We start from the raw sequence: 16,146 nt of genomic DNA, 5'->3' as shown, positions 1-16,146 counted from the left end.
CTTTTACCATTCTTTTTAAGGAGCCTGAGATTCGATTATTCCTTGCTTTTTCCTTTTTAATCACCAATTCCTTGTTAACAAATTTTGGCATAGGCCTTACGGCATATTTTTTGTTTTTAAGTAACTTTGAAAATCATGGGTATGTTAAGCAAATTCACAAGGTTAAAACGTAACAAGAAGTTTGAATATTCGCCTCGTTACTTCGATGACAAGGGTAAAGGCAGTCCGTTTAAGATCGAGTCAAAATTCGACCAATATCGGAGCACCGTCGATACGCCCAGAGGTTTAAAGGGTAAATTCGGTAATGCCATGTCAGATATGCGTCGTAAGGGTGATCGAAACCTAAAATTACGGATGACGATCATTTTGGCCATTTTGGTTTTTATCGTATTGTATATCCTCGACTTTGACCTGACTATATTCTTCCCACAATAATGGCCGATATCATTAAACTTTTACCAGACCATGTAGCCAATCAGATCGCAGCTGGCGAAGTGGTCCAAAGGCCGGCCTCCGTGGTTAAAGAACTCCTTGAAAATGCACTTGATGCCGGTGCATCTCAAATAAAATTGATTGTAAAAGATGGGGGCAAAGCCCTTATTCAGGTAGTCGATAATGGCGAAGGCATGAGCACAACCGATGCGAGACTGTCCTTTGAACGTCATGCCACGTCAAAGATACAGAAGGCCGAAGACCTTTTCAATCTGCATACCAAAGGGTTTCGAGGTGAGGCCTTGGCTTCCATTGCAGCCATTGCACATGTTGAAATGCAGACCAGAAGGGAAACGGACGAAGTGGGTACGCACCTAAAAATAGAAGGCAGCAAGGTGGCGTTCCAAGAGGTTTGTGTTACACCAAAGGGAACTTCCATGTCGGTAAAGAATCTATTTTTTAATATTCCTGCACGACGAAATTTTTTAAAATCCAATCAAGTTGAACTCCGTCATATTACCGATGAGTTTCATAGGGTGGCATTGGCCCACCCTAGCGTAGCATTCTATTTTTATCATAATGGAAGCGAATTGTTCAACTTGCCCTCGGATAATTACCGAAAACGTATCGTCCATATTTTTGGCAGCCGTACAAACCAAAAATTGGTTCCTGTCGAAGAAGAGACACCTATCGTAAAAATAAAAGGCTTTATTAAGAAGCCTGAATTTGCAAAAAGAAGTCGAGGAGAACAATTTTTCTTTGTCAACAATAGGTATATAAAAAGTCCCTACCTTCACCATGCGGTGGTAGCAGCCTTTGAAGGACTTATAAAATCCGATACCTATCCAGGGTATTTTCTATATCTTGAAGTTGACCCGGCTTCCATCGATATCAATATTCACCCTACAAAAACCGAGGTTAAATTCGACGATGAACATACCCTTTATGCGTTGTTGCGTTCGACGGTGAAACACAGTTTGGGGCAATTCAATGTTGCACCGGCCCTTGATTTTGACCAAGATCCGAATTTGCTGACCCCTTATGGTTTTAAGGATAAATCTGCGGTGGAACCCCATGTTACTGTCGATGCCGGATTCAACCCTTTCCTTGAAACAGGAAATAAGGCAGTCAAGTCTTTTTCCTATAGGAAGGGGAGCGATCAAAATTGGGAAAGCCTTTATGTGGGTATGGAGTCGAAACTAGGAGATGAAACTACGGCCCATAGCATTAGTTTTGAATCGGATACCATTACTGGCTCGATTTTCGAAGACGAAAACGAACTATCCGAATCTTCTACAACTACCTTTCAACTTAGAAGAAAATATATAATTACGACCATCAAATCGGGCATGATCATTATCGATCAAAGTCGTGCCCACCAAAGGGTATTGTATGAAAAATTTTTAAAATATAGCACTATTAAAGAAGCGGTTAGTCAGCAATTATTATTTCCTTTGACCTTGTCTTTTTCAAAATTGGAAATCAATGCCCTAAAGGACATCGAAAAAATTCTGGTTTCCATAGGTTTTATTTTTGAAAAGGTCGAAGGCGAATCCATAACGATTACGGGAGTACCTCTTTTAGTGGCCGAAAGTGAAGTGGGTATGATTCTTGACCAACTTATATCGGATTATCAACAACAGGTCGGCGAAGAAAATTTTTCGCATACCGATATCTTGTCAAAAACACTGGCAAAGACACTTTCAGTCAAAACCGGCGAAGTTCTGGATAAGCAATCACAACTAGCGTTGGTTAACGACTTGTTCGCTTGTAAAGAGACTAAGATAAGCCCGTTCAACAAACCGATTTATATTACGATTACTGAAAATGATATTGATAAAAAATTTATCTAAATGGGGAATTTAACCAATGCCGTAAAACATCTGCTTATTATCAATGTGCTGGTGTTTATTGCTACGCAGATTTACGGTGACCAAATGTATGTCTGGTTTGCACTTTGGTATCCAGAAAATCCGAATTTTGAGTGGTGGCAGATCGTGAGCCATATGTTCATGCATGGTAATTTCATGCATATATTGTTCAATATGTATGGCCTATGGGCGTTTGGTACGCCGTTAGAACGGATGTGGGGAAGAAATAAATTTTTGTTTTTTTATTTTTCCGCGGGTTTAGGCGCTGCACTTCTGCATACCCTGGTCAATTACTATTTCTTCAGTGATGCCCTACAGGCCCTTATCGATGGCGGTGTAGCGGAAAATCAAATTATGGAAATAATTTCACAAGGAAAGTATAGCCCGAGCTGGAACGATATCATTGGGGAGTCGAATGTAGATAGTTTTCTAAGTGCGTTTAACACCCCGGCCGTAGGAGCCTCAGGTGCTATCTATGGGGTTTTGGTAGCCTTTGCCTTCGCTTTCTCCGAAGCGGAACTTATGCTCATATTTCTGCCTATACCCATTAAGGCAAAATACTTTGTTCCCCTGCTAATTGCAGGAGATTTGTTCTTCGGATTTACGGGTACGGCTACTGGAATAGCACATTTTGCCCATGTCGGCGGAGCCATCACAGGCTTTATAATGATGTGGTATTGGAAAAAAAATCAGTTTAACAATAAGCGTTGGAATTAATATGGCGAACGGAGGATTGAGATATCAATATGCAAGGCTAAGTGTTTCTGAAAAGCTTATTGCCGTCAATGTAATCGTATTCATTGTCATGGGATTGATTACAGCACTCATCGGTCCTAATTTTGAGGATTGGTTTGCTTTGCCGAAAGATTTTTACGAGTTTCTCTTACAGCCTTGGTCCTTAATAACGTATTCCTTTCTTCACGGTGGTATTTTACATATTCTGTGGAATATGTATATACTCTACGTGGCAGGTCGTATTTTATTGAATCTTTTCGACGGAAAGCGTTTTTTAAACGTGTATTTTTTGGGCGTTATACTGGGCGGGCTTCTATTCTTATTAAGCTATAACATATTTCCAGCTCTTGTAGGCATCAATACTTCCCTGATCGGCGCATCGGCGGGGGTGATGGCCGTTCTTATATTTGTTTGCACGTATATTCCCAACCAAGAGATTCGCGTATTCTTTTTCAATGTTAAACTTTGGCAAGTAGGGGTTTTTGTGGTCTTGTTGGATCTGATACAAATACCCTTGGGCGGAAACGTCGGAGGAAGAATTGCACATTTGGGCGGTGCCCTTCTCGGGTACGTTTATGCCAGGCAATTGTATAAGGGAACCGATATTGGCGAGGGTTTCTCAAAATTTATGGATGGGTTGGCCAATTTGTTCAAAAAGAAAGAAAAAAAAGCGCCCATGAAAACCGTTTATCGCAAACAGAATGGTGCTACAAAAACCTCCGTCACCCGAGATAAACAAAGCCACCAGAAGAAAATAGATGCCATTTTAGATAAAATTAGCAAGTCAGGTTATGAAAGTCTTTCTAAGGCCGAAAAAGACTTTTTGTTCAAGGCAGGTAAGGAAGACTAGCACATGAAGGGCCTATCGTTTTTCAATAAAATTGTTTTCTTTATTAATTTTATACTGGTCGCCTTATTATTGATCGCATGTGTAGTACCCTATATAACTGCTGAAAGTTTATCTTTTCTTTCCATCTTGAGTTTGGGCGTTCCTGTTCTGGTCGTGGGCAACCTTGCTTTTTTCCTCTACTGGGCGCTTCAGTTAAAATATCAAATGATGTATTCTCTGAGTGTTCTCATTTTTGGCTATCTCATGTTCGGAGACTTTGTAAAATTCAACCTCGAAAAAGGTGGGCTACAAAAAGAAGATCTTAGAGTGATGAGCTATAATGTGCATGGGTTTCAGGTTCGAGGCAGGTTCAATTCAGAGCTTGCCGATAAAATCAAAAAGTTAATAAATGACGAACAGCCCGATATCATATGTTTTCAAGAAGCGGGCCATACCATGAAAAAGGATTTGTTTAATTACCCGTATCTTTTTTTTAAAAAAATCTACACGGGAAAAGTACATTTGGCCATTCTATCAAAATATCCGATTATCAAAAGCGAAATCATCAACTTTCCGAATAGTGTAAACAATGGGTCTTATGCCGATATCGTTTACCAAAACGACACGATTCGTGTATACAATATGCATATGCAGTCTTTGGGCATAACTCCTGGATCGGGCTATGTTCGTTCCCGACCTGTAGAAAAAACGTTTCGTAGATTATCCAGTCGTTTTGAGAAACAGTTGCGACAGGCTAAAATTATAGAAGCCCACAGGGCATCGAATCCGTTCAAGACTATTGCTTGTGTCGATATGAACAATACTCAGTTTTCAAATATCTATCACCTTTTAAAAGGCGACCTACAGGACACCTTTATCGAAGAAGGATCTGGTCTAGGAAGAACCTACGATCTGCTACATATTCCTATTCGAATCGACTACATTATGGCGGATACAGCTTTTGAAATTACCGGGCATAAAAATTTTGACGTAAAGTATTCGGACCATTTCCCAGTTATGGCCTCACTTCGATTGAAGCAATAAATAGCAGTCCACCGCATCGGCTACGATATGAATTACAAGGGCTAACCCGAAAATTCTAGTTTTACGAAAAAATAACAGCGCTATATAAACGGCTATGGCCCAATACGTATGCAAAGGATGATAACCAATGCTACAGCGGTTCGGGGCAAAAATAGGGTCCGCAAATAAATGATCGAGGTCGATACATATACCCGCAAGAAGAATGAATATGGCCCACTTCCATTTTTCCTTAAAAAAAATCAACCCAATGGCTATCGGTACCAAAAAATGAATACCATAGTGCAGCACCAACCTAAACATCGAGAAAACCGGAATTTTGTTGTTGTAAATAATTCAAGGCATTCGTCCCCTCGTTAAAAAGCAGGTCTAAAGTACTTGTATTCCGTACAAAACCATGGCGATCATTAAAAACCTGAACGTAAGGCTCTTGATCTATTGCAAGCTCATTTTTCGCCTTGACCAAAAACCGGGCATCTTTCGAGTCATCCGTAGTTTTTTCATATTGGGTAGTTTGTGCAGTCGGAAATTCAATTTGGAGGCAATCACAGATCGTTTGAATACTCTGCAGATTGAATTCAATAAGGCTTTCAAAAGTATTTACATACAGCTGGGCGATTTCATCTTCGTAAAATTCGAAAAAGGGCGAGGTTCTATACGCAGTTTGCAAGGTACGCCAATGTTGTCGCTGCCAGTTATAAGAATTATCCAGTACTACCTCTTTATATTTTTGTCTCCCTTGAAGGCCGCCTACGTGTTTAATGGGTATGCTCAGCATATGTTTGCCTTGATCTGTACAGATGTAACAACGGTTTCGATAGGTTTGTTTTTGGTAATTATCCTCGACTTCCCAACACACTTCATTTTGAACAATCGCTATGAAATGGGCTATACTAGGAAAATAAGTCGGGTGCAACAGAATTTTCAAGATGTAAAAAATTAAAGGGCAAGATATAAATTTGAAGGGTACAAGACGAAGAATCCGGATGAAAACTTGTGGCCTCTCTTTCAGAACATTTCAGGCAAATATTTTATTAGAACACGTACTCCAACAATAAAAACCAGCAAGGCGGTCACCCGCTTTATTCTTTTCGGGGTAAACCGTTTTAAACTGAGTCGAATGCCCAACTGCCCCCCAATTAACACGGAAACCACCAGGGCCAAGGTCTCCCTCAATGGTAGTTCAAGCATATTGCCTTTGACAAGTCCTGCCAACCCCGATATAGAATTTACGAGAATAAAAAAACTGGCCAGTGCAGCAATTTGTATGGCTTTGCCCCATTTGAGATGGTTGAGTATAGGAGCTAAAAAAATACCCCCGCCGATACCGACCACACCTGACAACAGCCCAATGGCTCCGCCCAGCAGATACGACAAGTAGGTAGGGTAGGTCTTAATTCTTTCTTTGTCCGTCTTTTGATAAAACGTTTGCCAAGCCAAAAATATAGCCGAGGTGACCAAAGAAAAACCTAACAAAATAAAAAAGACATGTTCTTCAAGGCGAAATGAAGCCCCAAGAAAAGCCAAGGGGATGCTGGTAAGTACAAAGGGAAGAAAATCCTTTAATTTGGCATGGCCGTTCTTGAAATAGAGATAGGTGCTACCTGAAACAACGACCAAGTTGCAAATTAGGGCGATAGATCGGATAGCAAAGAAACCGCCCAAGAACAAGGTCAATAAGGCCAAATAGCTCGAGCCTCCACCGAAGCCTACCGATGAATAGAGGGCAGCCACTATAAAGAAACCCAAGCAGACCAACAGGAGATTCTCAGTGCTTAACAGCATGATTTCCCATTACGTTCATTCCACCCGAAACATTGATTAAACTGGTGTTCGAAAACGATTGTTGTAATTGCTCGATGGCCTTTTTACTTCGTATACCTGATTGACAGATGAAATAGACCCGTTTATCCAAAACAATTTCGGTTTGCCTCTCTTGCAGGGCCGAGAGTGGGATGTTTTTGGCACATTTCAAATGATGTTGAGCAAATTCCTTTTCCGTTCGAACATCGATCAGCTCTAGAGATTGCCCTGTATCCAACAATTCCTGAAAAACTTTGGCATCAATAGTTTCAATGCTGGTTTCACACTCAAAGTCATAACTGTCCTGCAGTACAGTTCTCTCTACATTTTCGGCTTTCCTGGAAAAACGAATTTTTTGAAATACATTCGATAACCCATTGAATAATAGCAATTCTCCCGAAAGTGGCTTGCCCACGCCGGTGATAACCTTCACCGTCTCGAGGGCCTGAAGGTTCCCGACGATTCCGGGAATAACTCCCAAAACACCGTTCTCGTTGCAATTCGGAACCTCATCGTCTTTGGGCATGGTAGGGAAAAGACAGCGATAAGTGGGTCCCTCTTGATAATTGAAGACACTTACTTGCCCTTCAAACCCATGCAGGGCTCCATAGATAAAAGGTTTTTCCAGAATTACGCACGCATCGTTGACTAGATAACGGGTTGGAAAATTATCTGAAGCATCAACAATTACGTCGTACTCCGCAATTAACCGTAGTGCGTTCGCCGTATTTAGAAAATCTTCGTGCGCAATAAGCTGGGTCTCGGAGTTTTGGGCGGTTAGTTTTTTTAGCGCTAATTGAACTTTAGGTTTACCGATGTCCGTCTCGTTATAGAGTACTTGCCTATGTAAATTTGAAAGGGCTACCCTATCGTTGTCGACCATTCCCAACGTACCTACCCCCATCGCATTGAGATAGGTCAACACGGGAACACCGAGCCCGCCCGCGCCAATCACCAACACTTTGGCTTCCTTTAATTTGTGTTGTGCATCTGGGCCAAAATCGGTTAGAATCGTCTGCCTATCGTACCTTTCGTTTGTCATTCAAGGGTAAGTTTTACTATAGCCTCTTTGTATTCTTCCTCGGAATTTGCGTTCAATAAAACTTTCGGATCTCGGGGAAACACCAATTTCACATTACTTTCAATAAGAAATTTACGTGGACAGGTGCCTTTTGCTTGATTCAAATACACAACCGATTCCTTAAAGGCGTCAGGTTCCCAAAGAGCACAAAGGGGTTCAGGAAGCGGATTTTCCTTGTGGGCGAAAGAAGTCGCCATGAGATTCGGGTCTCGTGCGGCTATCAATTCTTGCAAGGAAATCAAATCCAATAACGGCAAGTCACAGGCCACGACCAACCAAGCAACTTCAGGGAACTCCTTATGTGCCGATAAAAGGCCATTGTAAGGGCCCTTGTACTCGTCTTTATCGATAATTACCTCCATATCATCTATTTCGTCTTTTTGATCTGGACGAATACTTAAGAAGGTCTTGTCGCATACCCTGCTTAATAAATGATACAAATACTCACGTTGTGGTAAGCCATGATAGGGTATTAAGCCTTTATCTTTTCCCATTCTGGTACTTTGTCCTCCAGCGAGGACCAATCCATATATTTTAGGACCTATAATCATTTTTACCTCCTGTTTTTTGTTTTAATTCAATATTCGTTATGAGAATATCATGGCTTAGAGCTTTGCACATATCATAAATAGTGAGGGCACTTATCGAAACCCCGGTCAAAGCTTCCATTTCCACCCCGGTTCGTTCTGTACACTTGACTTTACAAAGAATTTCCAGTGCATTGTTAGCCGGCTCGATTTCAATATGTACCTTTGAGAGGTTAATTTGATGGCACAAAGGAATCAATTCCGATGTTCTTTTTACGGCCTGTACACCAGCGATTATGGCAGTTTGAATGATACTTCCCTTTTTTCCTAGAAAGTCCTGATCGGCCAAAGTGTTAAAAACCTCGGATGGAAATTCTACTCGGCCCGAAGCAATGGCTTCCCGCGCAGTACTTTTTTTTTCAGAAACGTCGACCATATTGACGTTTCCTGAGGCATCTATATGTGAAAGTTCATTCTTCGACATGTATCGTTCAAGCTGTTTACAGTTTATAAAATATTCGTCTCCATGTAAGAAAAAAGCCTTCCGTTCAAAGGTCATAATCAACCCTAAGGGTACTACCGCTGTGGACCAGTAGTAGTTGACGCAGCCCTTGCGGCTATCGTCAGTCGACTATTACCCTCCAATTGAGGTCATCGAATTGTCAAATACGTTTTCGTACTTTTTTTGAGCCTCAAAACCCGTCTTCGCCCTACTACCTATCGCCTTCAGAATTTCTGCTTTGACGCGCCCCTCTGAATTCTCTGCTCTCATAATATCCCTTAGGTTCGTACTTGCTTTGGCGTAGAGGCACGTAATAACGTCGCCGGTTGCGGAAATTCGAAGTCGGTTACACGAACCGCAAAATGTTCTACTGAACGATGGGATAACCCCAAAGGTACCCTTGTAACCCGGAATCTTATAATTTATGGAAGTTGATGTTTTTGGAGACTCTAGCTTGTAATATTCAGGATGTGCATCCCTGATATATTCTAGAATGTGTTTATAATCCCATGTAATCTTATCAAACGTTTTACTACCCCCATTGAACGGCATTTCTTCAAGGAAACGGACAGATACATCATAATGCTTTGTTAGCTCTAGCATCGGTAAAATATCCTCGATATTTTGGCCTTCCAAGGCAATGCAATTGATACGCACATTAAATCCCTCGGTGATAAGCCGTATCATGTTATTATATACCGTGTCATAGTGTTTGCGTCGAGTAATTTTCTCGAAGGTCTTTCGATGAATCGCATCCATACTTACATTAATATTATGGATGCCCAATACCTTAAGTTCATCGATATAAGGCCCGATCAATGTTGCATTCGTCGTTACCGAAATATCTTTTAGGGCTTCCATCTCACTAAGTCTTCGCAAGAGCACGATCAAATCCTTTCTAACAAAAGGTTCGCCGCCGGTAATTCGAATTTTGTCCACTCCCTGAGAAACTAGAATTTCGCTCAATCGCGATAGTTCATCAATGGTAAAAAGCTTATCGCTCTTTGCAAAGTTAATACCTTCAGCGGGCATGCAATAATTACAACGCAGGTTACAACGGTCTGTTACAGCAAGCCGTACATAATTTATTTTTCTATTATGGTTATCTATCAACATATAAAAATCAGTTCTTTCAAAATTTGAGATTCACTCACCGTAAGGTCCATGCCCTACTATTTTCCAAACATTGAATCCCAAGACTTCATTTTTCTTTCTAGGGATGGGCGGAAACCCAAACCTTTTTATTCTTGAAAATCTCTTTTTTCCAGATGGGCACCCGCTTCTTTAGGGTATCGATCAGGAAACGACAGGCTTCAAAACATCCATCACGATGGGCCGACGAAGCACCCACGACGACTACTGGCTCTTCGACTTTCTTTTTACCCACGGCATGCCGTATTACAACTTTGTTCAAGTCCCATTTTTCAACGGCCTCTTTGGCAATTTTATCCATCTCTTTGAGGGCCATGTTCTTATAGGTCTCAAATTCAAGGGCGATAACCTCTTCACTTTGGGTAAATTCGCGTACCGCTCCAAAAAAAACACAAATTCCACCACTCCGTGGATGCGACAGCTCCGAATACACCTTTGCGACATCGATGTCGCCAACTATTTCTATGATTATATTTTTATCCATTATCCACCGCTCACTGGGGGTATTATCGCTATTTCGTCATTTTGGCCTAGGCTTACACTATCTTCGGCGTATTCACTATTTACTGCCACTGCTAATGATGTCAATTTACCGAATTCGGGAAAACTCTTTTTCAAGCGTTCTTTGAGTTCAGATACCGTGGCCGGTGTTTCATCCCCTTCATTGGGATACCACGATGACCTACCTACAATGTCTTTGGCGATTCCGAAAAGAAGTACCTCCATTTTGTTTGTTTATTAAAAGTTCAATTTAATCAAAAAAATAAGATTTATTATGGTTTTAAGACGACTTTGGCATTTTCCGAAGGCCTATAAAAAGAGTTGGGCTTAGGCGTCTCTGTCAGGGTAATATTTTCAAAAACAACAGGGTTTTTGGGCTCCTTTGGCGTGTGGTCTTCATAGCTATACCAAGTTAAAGATTTTGGAAGGAGAACGCCTTCTTTATCAATCCAATCACTATATCGTATCCATCGAACATCATCTGATTTTTTGTCACTACCATAGGTAAAGGTATATCCGAGCCATTCCATTCTATAGGTTTCGGGGTCGTAATGTAGATAATAGTCATCTTTAGGGGATGCGCCGACCCCATCATCGTAACTGATATGTATACCTGGATAGCTCACTTGCCCGTATGCTAGATCTTCGGTGTCGCTGTATTTTATACCGGGATCTCCAAAAACAAAGGGCATGGCATAGAAATAGAACATCAAATTGTGGTATACCGCCGCATTACCCCTGTAAACGTCGTTAACGTCGTACAACCAAATCGCATTGCCATCAAACCCCATGGTTACCTTGGGCAATTCAATTCTATCTTTTCTGGTATGCAAATCGATTGTATGGGTTTCGTTCCCGTCGGGCTTGGCGATATCGAAGGCAAGCGTTCTTTTCTTTTTCCATTTGTAAAGCCCACCATGGGCGTCGAATATTTTATTCAAGGCTTCGGGGTAATCGGCATGTTGACCGGCCATTTCGTCTTTTGCAGGAACAGGAGTTTCTGCTTTCGGTTTGGTGCCTTTTTTACAAGCCGAAAGACAAAAAAGACTAAGAGCAACAATGAGATATTTCATTTAGAAGTTTTAGGTTTTTTGTAATAGGTCGAACCATATCCATTTTGATTACTTTTACTCCATGCATGAAGTCAAACAAATTAGCAGTGTTCAAAATGCACTGATTAAGAAAATACAACTTTTAAGTGAAAAATCAAGGGAACGAAGGAAATTGGGTCGCTTTGTTTTTGAAGGTTATCGAGAACTACAGCTCGCCATCAAAGGCGAATATCTAATCGAAACCGTTTTATTCGAACCCGATATCATTTCAGAACAAAAAGTACTTCAACTTTTAGAAATAGAAGCAAAGTCATCACGAACTGAAATCATTGCCGTATCGAATGAGGTTTATAAAAAATTGGCCTATCGGAAAACGACCGAAGGGTTGATCGCCATTGCCGAAAGCAAGACCCATGACTTGAACGAATTAAATCTGCCTTCGGAAAAACCATTGATCCTTGTAGCGGAAGCGCCCGAGAAGCCCGGCAACATCGGTGCTTTATTGCGTACGGCCGATGCTGCGAATTTAGATGCCGTCATCATAGCCAATCCTAGAACAGATATGTACAACCCGAACATCATCCGTTCTAGTGTGGGATGCCTCTTTACAAACCGTATTGGGGTGGGCAGTACGGCCGAAGTAATAGCCTTTCTAAAGACCCATCATATTCAGACCTATTGCGCCGCATTATCTTCTTCGACGAATTATACCGAAATTAATTTTGAGAAGGGGTCCGCCATAGTGGTAGGTACCGAATCGGTCGGACTATCGGAGGACTGGTTACAAAATTCCGACCAAAATATTAAGATACCAATGCAAGGCCAAATCGACTCAATGAATGTTTCAGTATCGGCCGCTATTCTTATCTTTGAGGCAAAAAGGCAGCGTAACTTCAAATAGATGCTACGAGCAGACGTTATGTCCTGAGAAGAAAAAAACAATACCTAGCAACTTTTACCATGACGCCCTTATTCTACGCTATAATTTTCATTCTTGTATTACAATACACGGTTGAAACCGTGCTTGACTACCTGAACGCACAACACTATAATGACCCCGTACCCGATGAATTGAAAGATGTATTCGATGTCAACGATTACAAAAAAGCACAGGCTTACAAAAAAACAAATTATCGTTTTGGGCTATTGACCTCCACTTTTTCGCTTGTACTGACCCTATGCTTTTTAATATTTGGAGGGTTCGAATGGGTAGACCAGATGGTCAGGAATGTTACCGACCATCAAATAGCAATGGCGCTGTTGTTTTTTGGAATCATCCTCATCGGTAACGATATGGTAACCTTGCCCTTCTCCTACTATGCGACCTTCGTGATCGAAGAAAAATTCGGATTTAATAAAACGACGAAAAAAATATTTTTTCTAGATAAGCTGAAAGGATGGCTTATGATGGCCTTGATCGGAGGTGGAATGCTTGCCGCCATTATGGGGTTCTATCAATTAACAGGACCCCATTTTTGGGTGTATGCTTGGGGATTGGTCGCTATTTTCACCATATTCATGAATCTGTTCTACAGTAGATTGGTGGTGCCCTTATTTAATAAGCAAACCCCATTGGAAGAGGGGAGTCTCAAATCTAAAATAGAAGCCTATGCTAAAAATGTCGGTTTCGAGCTCCAGAACATATTTGTTATCGACGGGTCGAAACGCTCAACGAAGGCAAATGCTTACTTTTCAGGTTTTGGCCGTGAAAAACGGGTGACCTTATACGACACTTTGATCAATGATTTGGAGGAAGAAGAAATTGTTGCTGTCTTGGCCCATGAGGTTGGCCATTATAAGCGGAAGCATATCGTTTTCAATCTAATAGCATCACTGTTGCTTACGGGCCTCACACTCTACATCCTTTCATTATTCGTAAATAATCCCGAAGTGTCCTATGCCATTGGCGTTTCACAAGCAAGTTTTCATGCGGCCCTAATCGGATTCGGAATCTTGTACAGCCCAATTTCGGAGATTACCGGATTGATACTAAACCGTCTTTCCAGAAAGTTTGAGTATCAGGCCGATGATTATGCCAAGGCTACGTATGCAGCACTGCCCTTAATAACCTCATTAAAAAAGTTATCAAAAAACAGTTTGAGCAACCTCACCCCCCACCCTGCCTATGTTTTTGTACACTATTCGCATCCCCCTCTGTATGCACGAATTTCGAATCTTAAAAAGTAAATTGTCGTCGATTCGATTTGGTAAGGCGTAAAATCGGATAAAGCTTTTTTTGATTTTGAGCGTACCTAGCTGCCCGTTTACTCTGGTTTGAAAGGCACAATTTTTGTTGTATACCATTAAAGATTGTGGTATTTTAGATTGATATGACACAGGTTGCCCTAGAACAGGAAAACAAGGAAATTGCGAAACAATACAAGGAATTGTTGCGTATTAGCTATCAGCATCTCTCGGATGACGATAAAAAGCTGATTCGGTCAGCTTTCGAAGTCGCCGTAGACGGTCACAAGAACCAAAGAAGAAAGTCTGGGGAGGCCTATGTATTCCATCCTATTGCCGTGGCCAAAATCGTAGCTTCGGAAATCGGCCTTGATGCCGTATCCATAGCATCGGCACTCTTGCACGACGTGGTCGAAGACACCGAATATACGTTAGACGATATCGAACGTATGTTTGGAGAGACCATCGCCAGAATTGTGGACGGACTCACCAAGATAGCGCATCTTAAAAAAGACATGACCACCTCCCAGCAGGCTGAGAATTTCCGTAAGATGCTACTCACGCTTCACGACGATGTTCGGGTCATTATCATCAAAATAGCCGATCGCTACCATAACATGCTTACTATGGACGCCATGCCGGAACACAAGCAAGTTCAAATGGCATCGGAAACCCTTTATATCTATGCCCCCTTGGCACACCGGATCGGGCTATATAACATAAAGACCGAACTCGAAGATCTCAGCCTGAAATACACCGAGCCCGAAGTCTACCAAGACATCAAGGGAAAGATGGAGGAATCTAAAGAGGAACAGCAGGAATATATCGATTCTTTTAGCGGCGTAATAGACAAATCGCTAAAGGAAGAGGGACTCAACTACTATATCAAGGGTCGGATGAAATCTATTTATTCCATCCGAAGAAAGATGAAGGTTCAAAACGTAGGTTTCAACCAGATCTACGATAAATTTGCCATTCGAATCATCTATAAATCAGATCGGCAAAACGAAAAGTTCTTGGCTTGGAAAATTTATTCGATAGTGACCGATCACTTCACCCCGAACCCCATACGTCTTAGAGATTGGATCTCTTCACCTAAATCGACAGGCTACGAGGCGCTACATATTACTGTAATGGGGCCGAAAGGACGTTGGGTAGAGGTGCAGATCCGTAGTGAGCGTATGCATGAAATTGCCGAAAAAGGTTATGCGGCCCATTTCAAATACAAGCATGGCAACCAGAAAGAGCAAGGTATTGAGATTTGGCTGAATAGGTTGCAAGAAGCCATGGAGAATTCCACCGCCAATGCCGTGGACTTTGTCGAAGAGTTTAAACTGAACCTATATTCTAAGGAGATATTCGTATTTACGCCAAAGGGCGAATTAAAATCGCTACCCAAAGGAGCGACCCCTCTTGACTTTGCCTTTAACATACATACCGAGGTGGGCATGCAAACCCGAGGGGCCAAGGTTAATGGTAAATTAGTTCCTCTTAACACCACCCTGAACAGTGGTGACCAGGTAGAGATCATGACCTCAGATCAAGCCAAACCCAATCAAAATTGGTTGGATTATGCAACTACGGCTAGGGCAAGATCCAAAATTAAATCATCCTTACGCGAAGAAAAAAAACAATTGGCCCAAGAAGGCAAAGAAATCCTTCGAAGAAAATTGAAGTCCCAAAAAATTAACTTGAACGAAGACTCCATTAACAAGATGGTCGTTTTCTTCAAGTTGAAAACAAGTCTTGACCTGTTCTATAGGGTCGGCAATGGGGCCATCGACAATCAAATGATAAAAGATTTTGCATCATCGTATAACAATGCTTTTATCAGCTTTATAAAAAACAGGATTCGGCGCAATCCTGTACCTGAGGATATTGACAAAGATGAGATTACTTCGAAATATGATATGCTCGTTTTTGGTAAGGACGAAGAAAAACTGGATTATACCTTATCAAAATGCTGCAATCCTATACCTGGAGACGAGGTCTTTGGGTTCGTAACCGTCAGTGATGGCATTAAGGTGCACAAAAAGAACTGCCCGAACGCAATTCAGTTGCAGGCCCACTACGCCTACCGTATTATGAGTGCCAAATGGATCGATTCTTCCCAAGAGGAATTCCGTTCCGATATTATGCTCACAGGAATTGACAATCTAGGGTTGGTCAGTGAGATTACCGAAGTAATTTCCGATGATATGCATGTCAATATGCGAAATCTGAACTTCAGCACCGATGGAGGTACTTTTACCGGAAAGATTACCGTCGTCGTGAAAAACAATGGTATTCTAAAAAAACTGATCGATAATTTAAAGCAAATCAACGGAATCGATAAAGTAACCCGAGTTTAGAATTCAAATTAAAATATAACCGTACATTTGCACATTGAACCTATCGCTTTTAAAAATCCTAAAAGCCCGGGTTTTTAATGCAAGT

18 protein-coding genes are annotated in these 16,146 nt (G+C 41.4%); 8 read left to right on the top strand and 10 right to left on the bottom strand.

The features are described from left to right. Positions 1-141: 141 nt before the first annotated feature. Genes F2B13_RS00345 through F2B13_RS00325 form a run of 5 tightly spaced genes read left to right on the top strand, consistent with a single transcriptional unit; the run spans position 142 to position 4,911 of the window. Positions 142-435 carry a riboflavin synthase subunit beta gene (locus F2B13_RS00345; protein WP_317131640.1) on the top strand — a complete coding sequence of 98 codons (294 nt, stop codon included), beginning with the start codon at positions 142-144 and terminating at the stop codon, positions 433-435. Continuing rightward, a complete protein-coding gene (mutL, locus tag F2B13_RS00340) occupies positions 435-2,285 on the top strand; it encodes a DNA mismatch repair endonuclease MutL (protein WP_149302621.1) in 1,851 nt (616 codons plus the stop codon). The genes F2B13_RS00345 and mutL overlap by 1 nt, the downstream gene beginning before the upstream one ends. After that, positions 2,286-3,020, top strand: a complete 735-nt coding sequence (locus F2B13_RS00335) for a rhomboid family intramembrane serine protease (protein ID WP_149302617.1) — start codon at positions 2,286-2,288, stop codon at positions 3,018-3,020. Between the two features lies 1 nt (position 3,021). After that, positions 3,022-3,888: a rhomboid family intramembrane serine protease gene (locus F2B13_RS00330; protein WP_149276919.1), complete on the top strand. Its 867-nt coding sequence runs from the start codon at positions 3,022-3,024 to the stop codon at positions 3,886-3,888. Positions 3,889-3,891: 3 nt separating this feature from the next. Beyond that, positions 3,892-4,911: an endonuclease/exonuclease/phosphatase family protein gene (locus F2B13_RS00325; protein ID WP_149276918.1), complete on the top strand. Its 1,020-nt coding sequence runs from the start codon at positions 3,892-3,894 to the stop codon at positions 4,909-4,911. On the opposite strand, the gene F2B13_RS00320 is transcribed toward F2B13_RS00325, so the two are convergent. The 10 genes from F2B13_RS00320 to F2B13_RS00275 all read right to left on the bottom strand — a co-directional run bounded on the left by F2B13_RS00320 (position 4,891) and on the right by F2B13_RS00275 (position 11,547). Continuing rightward, positions 4,891-5,211, bottom strand: coding sequence for a DUF6122 family protein (locus F2B13_RS00320; protein WP_149302614.1), 321 nt, complete (start codon positions 5,209-5,211; stop codon positions 4,891-4,893). The genes F2B13_RS00325 and F2B13_RS00320 overlap by 21 nt on opposite strands. Next, the gene (locus F2B13_RS00315) at positions 5,204-5,836 is read right to left on the bottom strand and encodes a WbqC family protein (protein WP_149276916.1); all 633 of its coding nucleotides are present in this window, start codon (positions 5,834-5,836) and stop codon (positions 5,204-5,206) included. Before F2B13_RS00315 ends, F2B13_RS00320 begins: the two co-directional genes overlap by 8 nt. An 80-nt stretch (positions 5,837-5,916) precedes the next feature. Continuing rightward, positions 5,917-6,693 carry a sulfite exporter TauE/SafE family protein gene (locus F2B13_RS00310; protein ID WP_149302611.1) on the bottom strand — a complete coding sequence of 259 codons (777 nt, stop codon included), beginning with the start codon at positions 6,691-6,693 and terminating at the stop codon, positions 5,917-5,919. Beyond that, complete coding sequence (gene moeB / locus F2B13_RS00305) at positions 6,677-7,753, bottom strand: HesA/MoeB/ThiF family protein (RefSeq protein ID WP_149302608.1); 1,077 nt, start codon at positions 7,751-7,753, stop codon at positions 6,677-6,679. The genes F2B13_RS00310 and moeB overlap by 17 nt, the downstream gene beginning before the upstream one ends. After that, complete coding sequence (locus F2B13_RS00300; protein ID WP_149276913.1) at positions 7,750-8,343, bottom strand: NTP transferase domain-containing protein; 594 nt, start codon at positions 8,341-8,343, stop codon at positions 7,750-7,752. Before F2B13_RS00300 ends, moeB begins: the two co-directional genes overlap by 4 nt. Continuing rightward, positions 8,327-8,803: a cyclic pyranopterin monophosphate synthase MoaC gene (gene moaC, locus F2B13_RS00295; protein ID WP_149302605.1), complete on the bottom strand. Its 477-nt coding sequence runs from the start codon at positions 8,801-8,803 to the stop codon at positions 8,327-8,329. The genes F2B13_RS00300 and moaC overlap by 17 nt, the downstream gene beginning before the upstream one ends. 150 nt (positions 8,804-8,953) lie before the next feature. Then, a complete protein-coding gene (moaA, locus tag F2B13_RS00290; protein ID WP_149302602.1) occupies positions 8,954-9,937 on the bottom strand; it encodes a GTP 3',8-cyclase MoaA in 984 nt (327 codons plus the stop codon). Positions 9,938-10,034: 97 nt separating this feature from the next. Further along, positions 10,035-10,457 carry a molybdenum cofactor biosynthesis protein MoaE gene (locus tag F2B13_RS00285; protein ID WP_149276910.1) on the bottom strand — a complete coding sequence of 141 codons (423 nt, stop codon included), beginning with the start codon at positions 10,455-10,457 and terminating at the stop codon, positions 10,035-10,037. Further along, positions 10,457-10,699: a MoaD/ThiS family protein gene (locus F2B13_RS00280; RefSeq protein ID WP_149276909.1), complete on the bottom strand. Its 243-nt coding sequence runs from the start codon at positions 10,697-10,699 to the stop codon at positions 10,457-10,459. The genes F2B13_RS00285 and F2B13_RS00280 overlap by 1 nt, the downstream gene beginning before the upstream one ends. A 47-nt stretch (positions 10,700-10,746) precedes the next feature. After that, positions 10,747-11,547, bottom strand: coding sequence for a DUF6503 family protein (locus F2B13_RS00275; RefSeq protein WP_149302599.1), 801 nt, complete (start codon positions 11,545-11,547; stop codon positions 10,747-10,749). A 61-nt stretch (positions 11,548-11,608) separates the two neighbouring features. Here F2B13_RS00275 and F2B13_RS00270 point away from each other — a divergent pair, with 61 nt between their 5' ends. The 3 genes from F2B13_RS00270 to F2B13_RS00260 all read left to right on the top strand — a co-directional run bounded on the left by F2B13_RS00270 (position 11,609) and on the right by F2B13_RS00260 (position 16,061). Then, a complete protein-coding gene (locus F2B13_RS00270) occupies positions 11,609-12,427 on the top strand; it encodes a TrmH family RNA methyltransferase (RefSeq protein ID WP_149302596.1) in 819 nt (272 codons plus the stop codon). A 59-nt stretch (positions 12,428-12,486) separates the two neighbouring features. Beyond that, complete coding sequence (locus tag F2B13_RS00265) at positions 12,487-13,713, top strand: M48 family metallopeptidase (RefSeq protein WP_149302593.1); 1,227 nt, start codon at positions 12,487-12,489, stop codon at positions 13,711-13,713. A 143-nt stretch (positions 13,714-13,856) separates the two neighbouring features. Next, a complete protein-coding gene (locus F2B13_RS00260; protein ID WP_149276905.1) occupies positions 13,857-16,061 on the top strand; it encodes a RelA/SpoT family protein in 2,205 nt (734 codons plus the stop codon). Positions 16,062-16,146 lie beyond the last annotated feature (85 nt).

This window comes from Pareuzebyella sediminis (assembly GCF_008367235.1).
Lineage (GTDB): Bacteria > Bacteroidota > Bacteroidia > Flavobacteriales > Flavobacteriaceae > Pareuzebyella > Pareuzebyella sediminis.
This window is presented reverse-complemented; position numbering and strand designations above follow the sequence as displayed.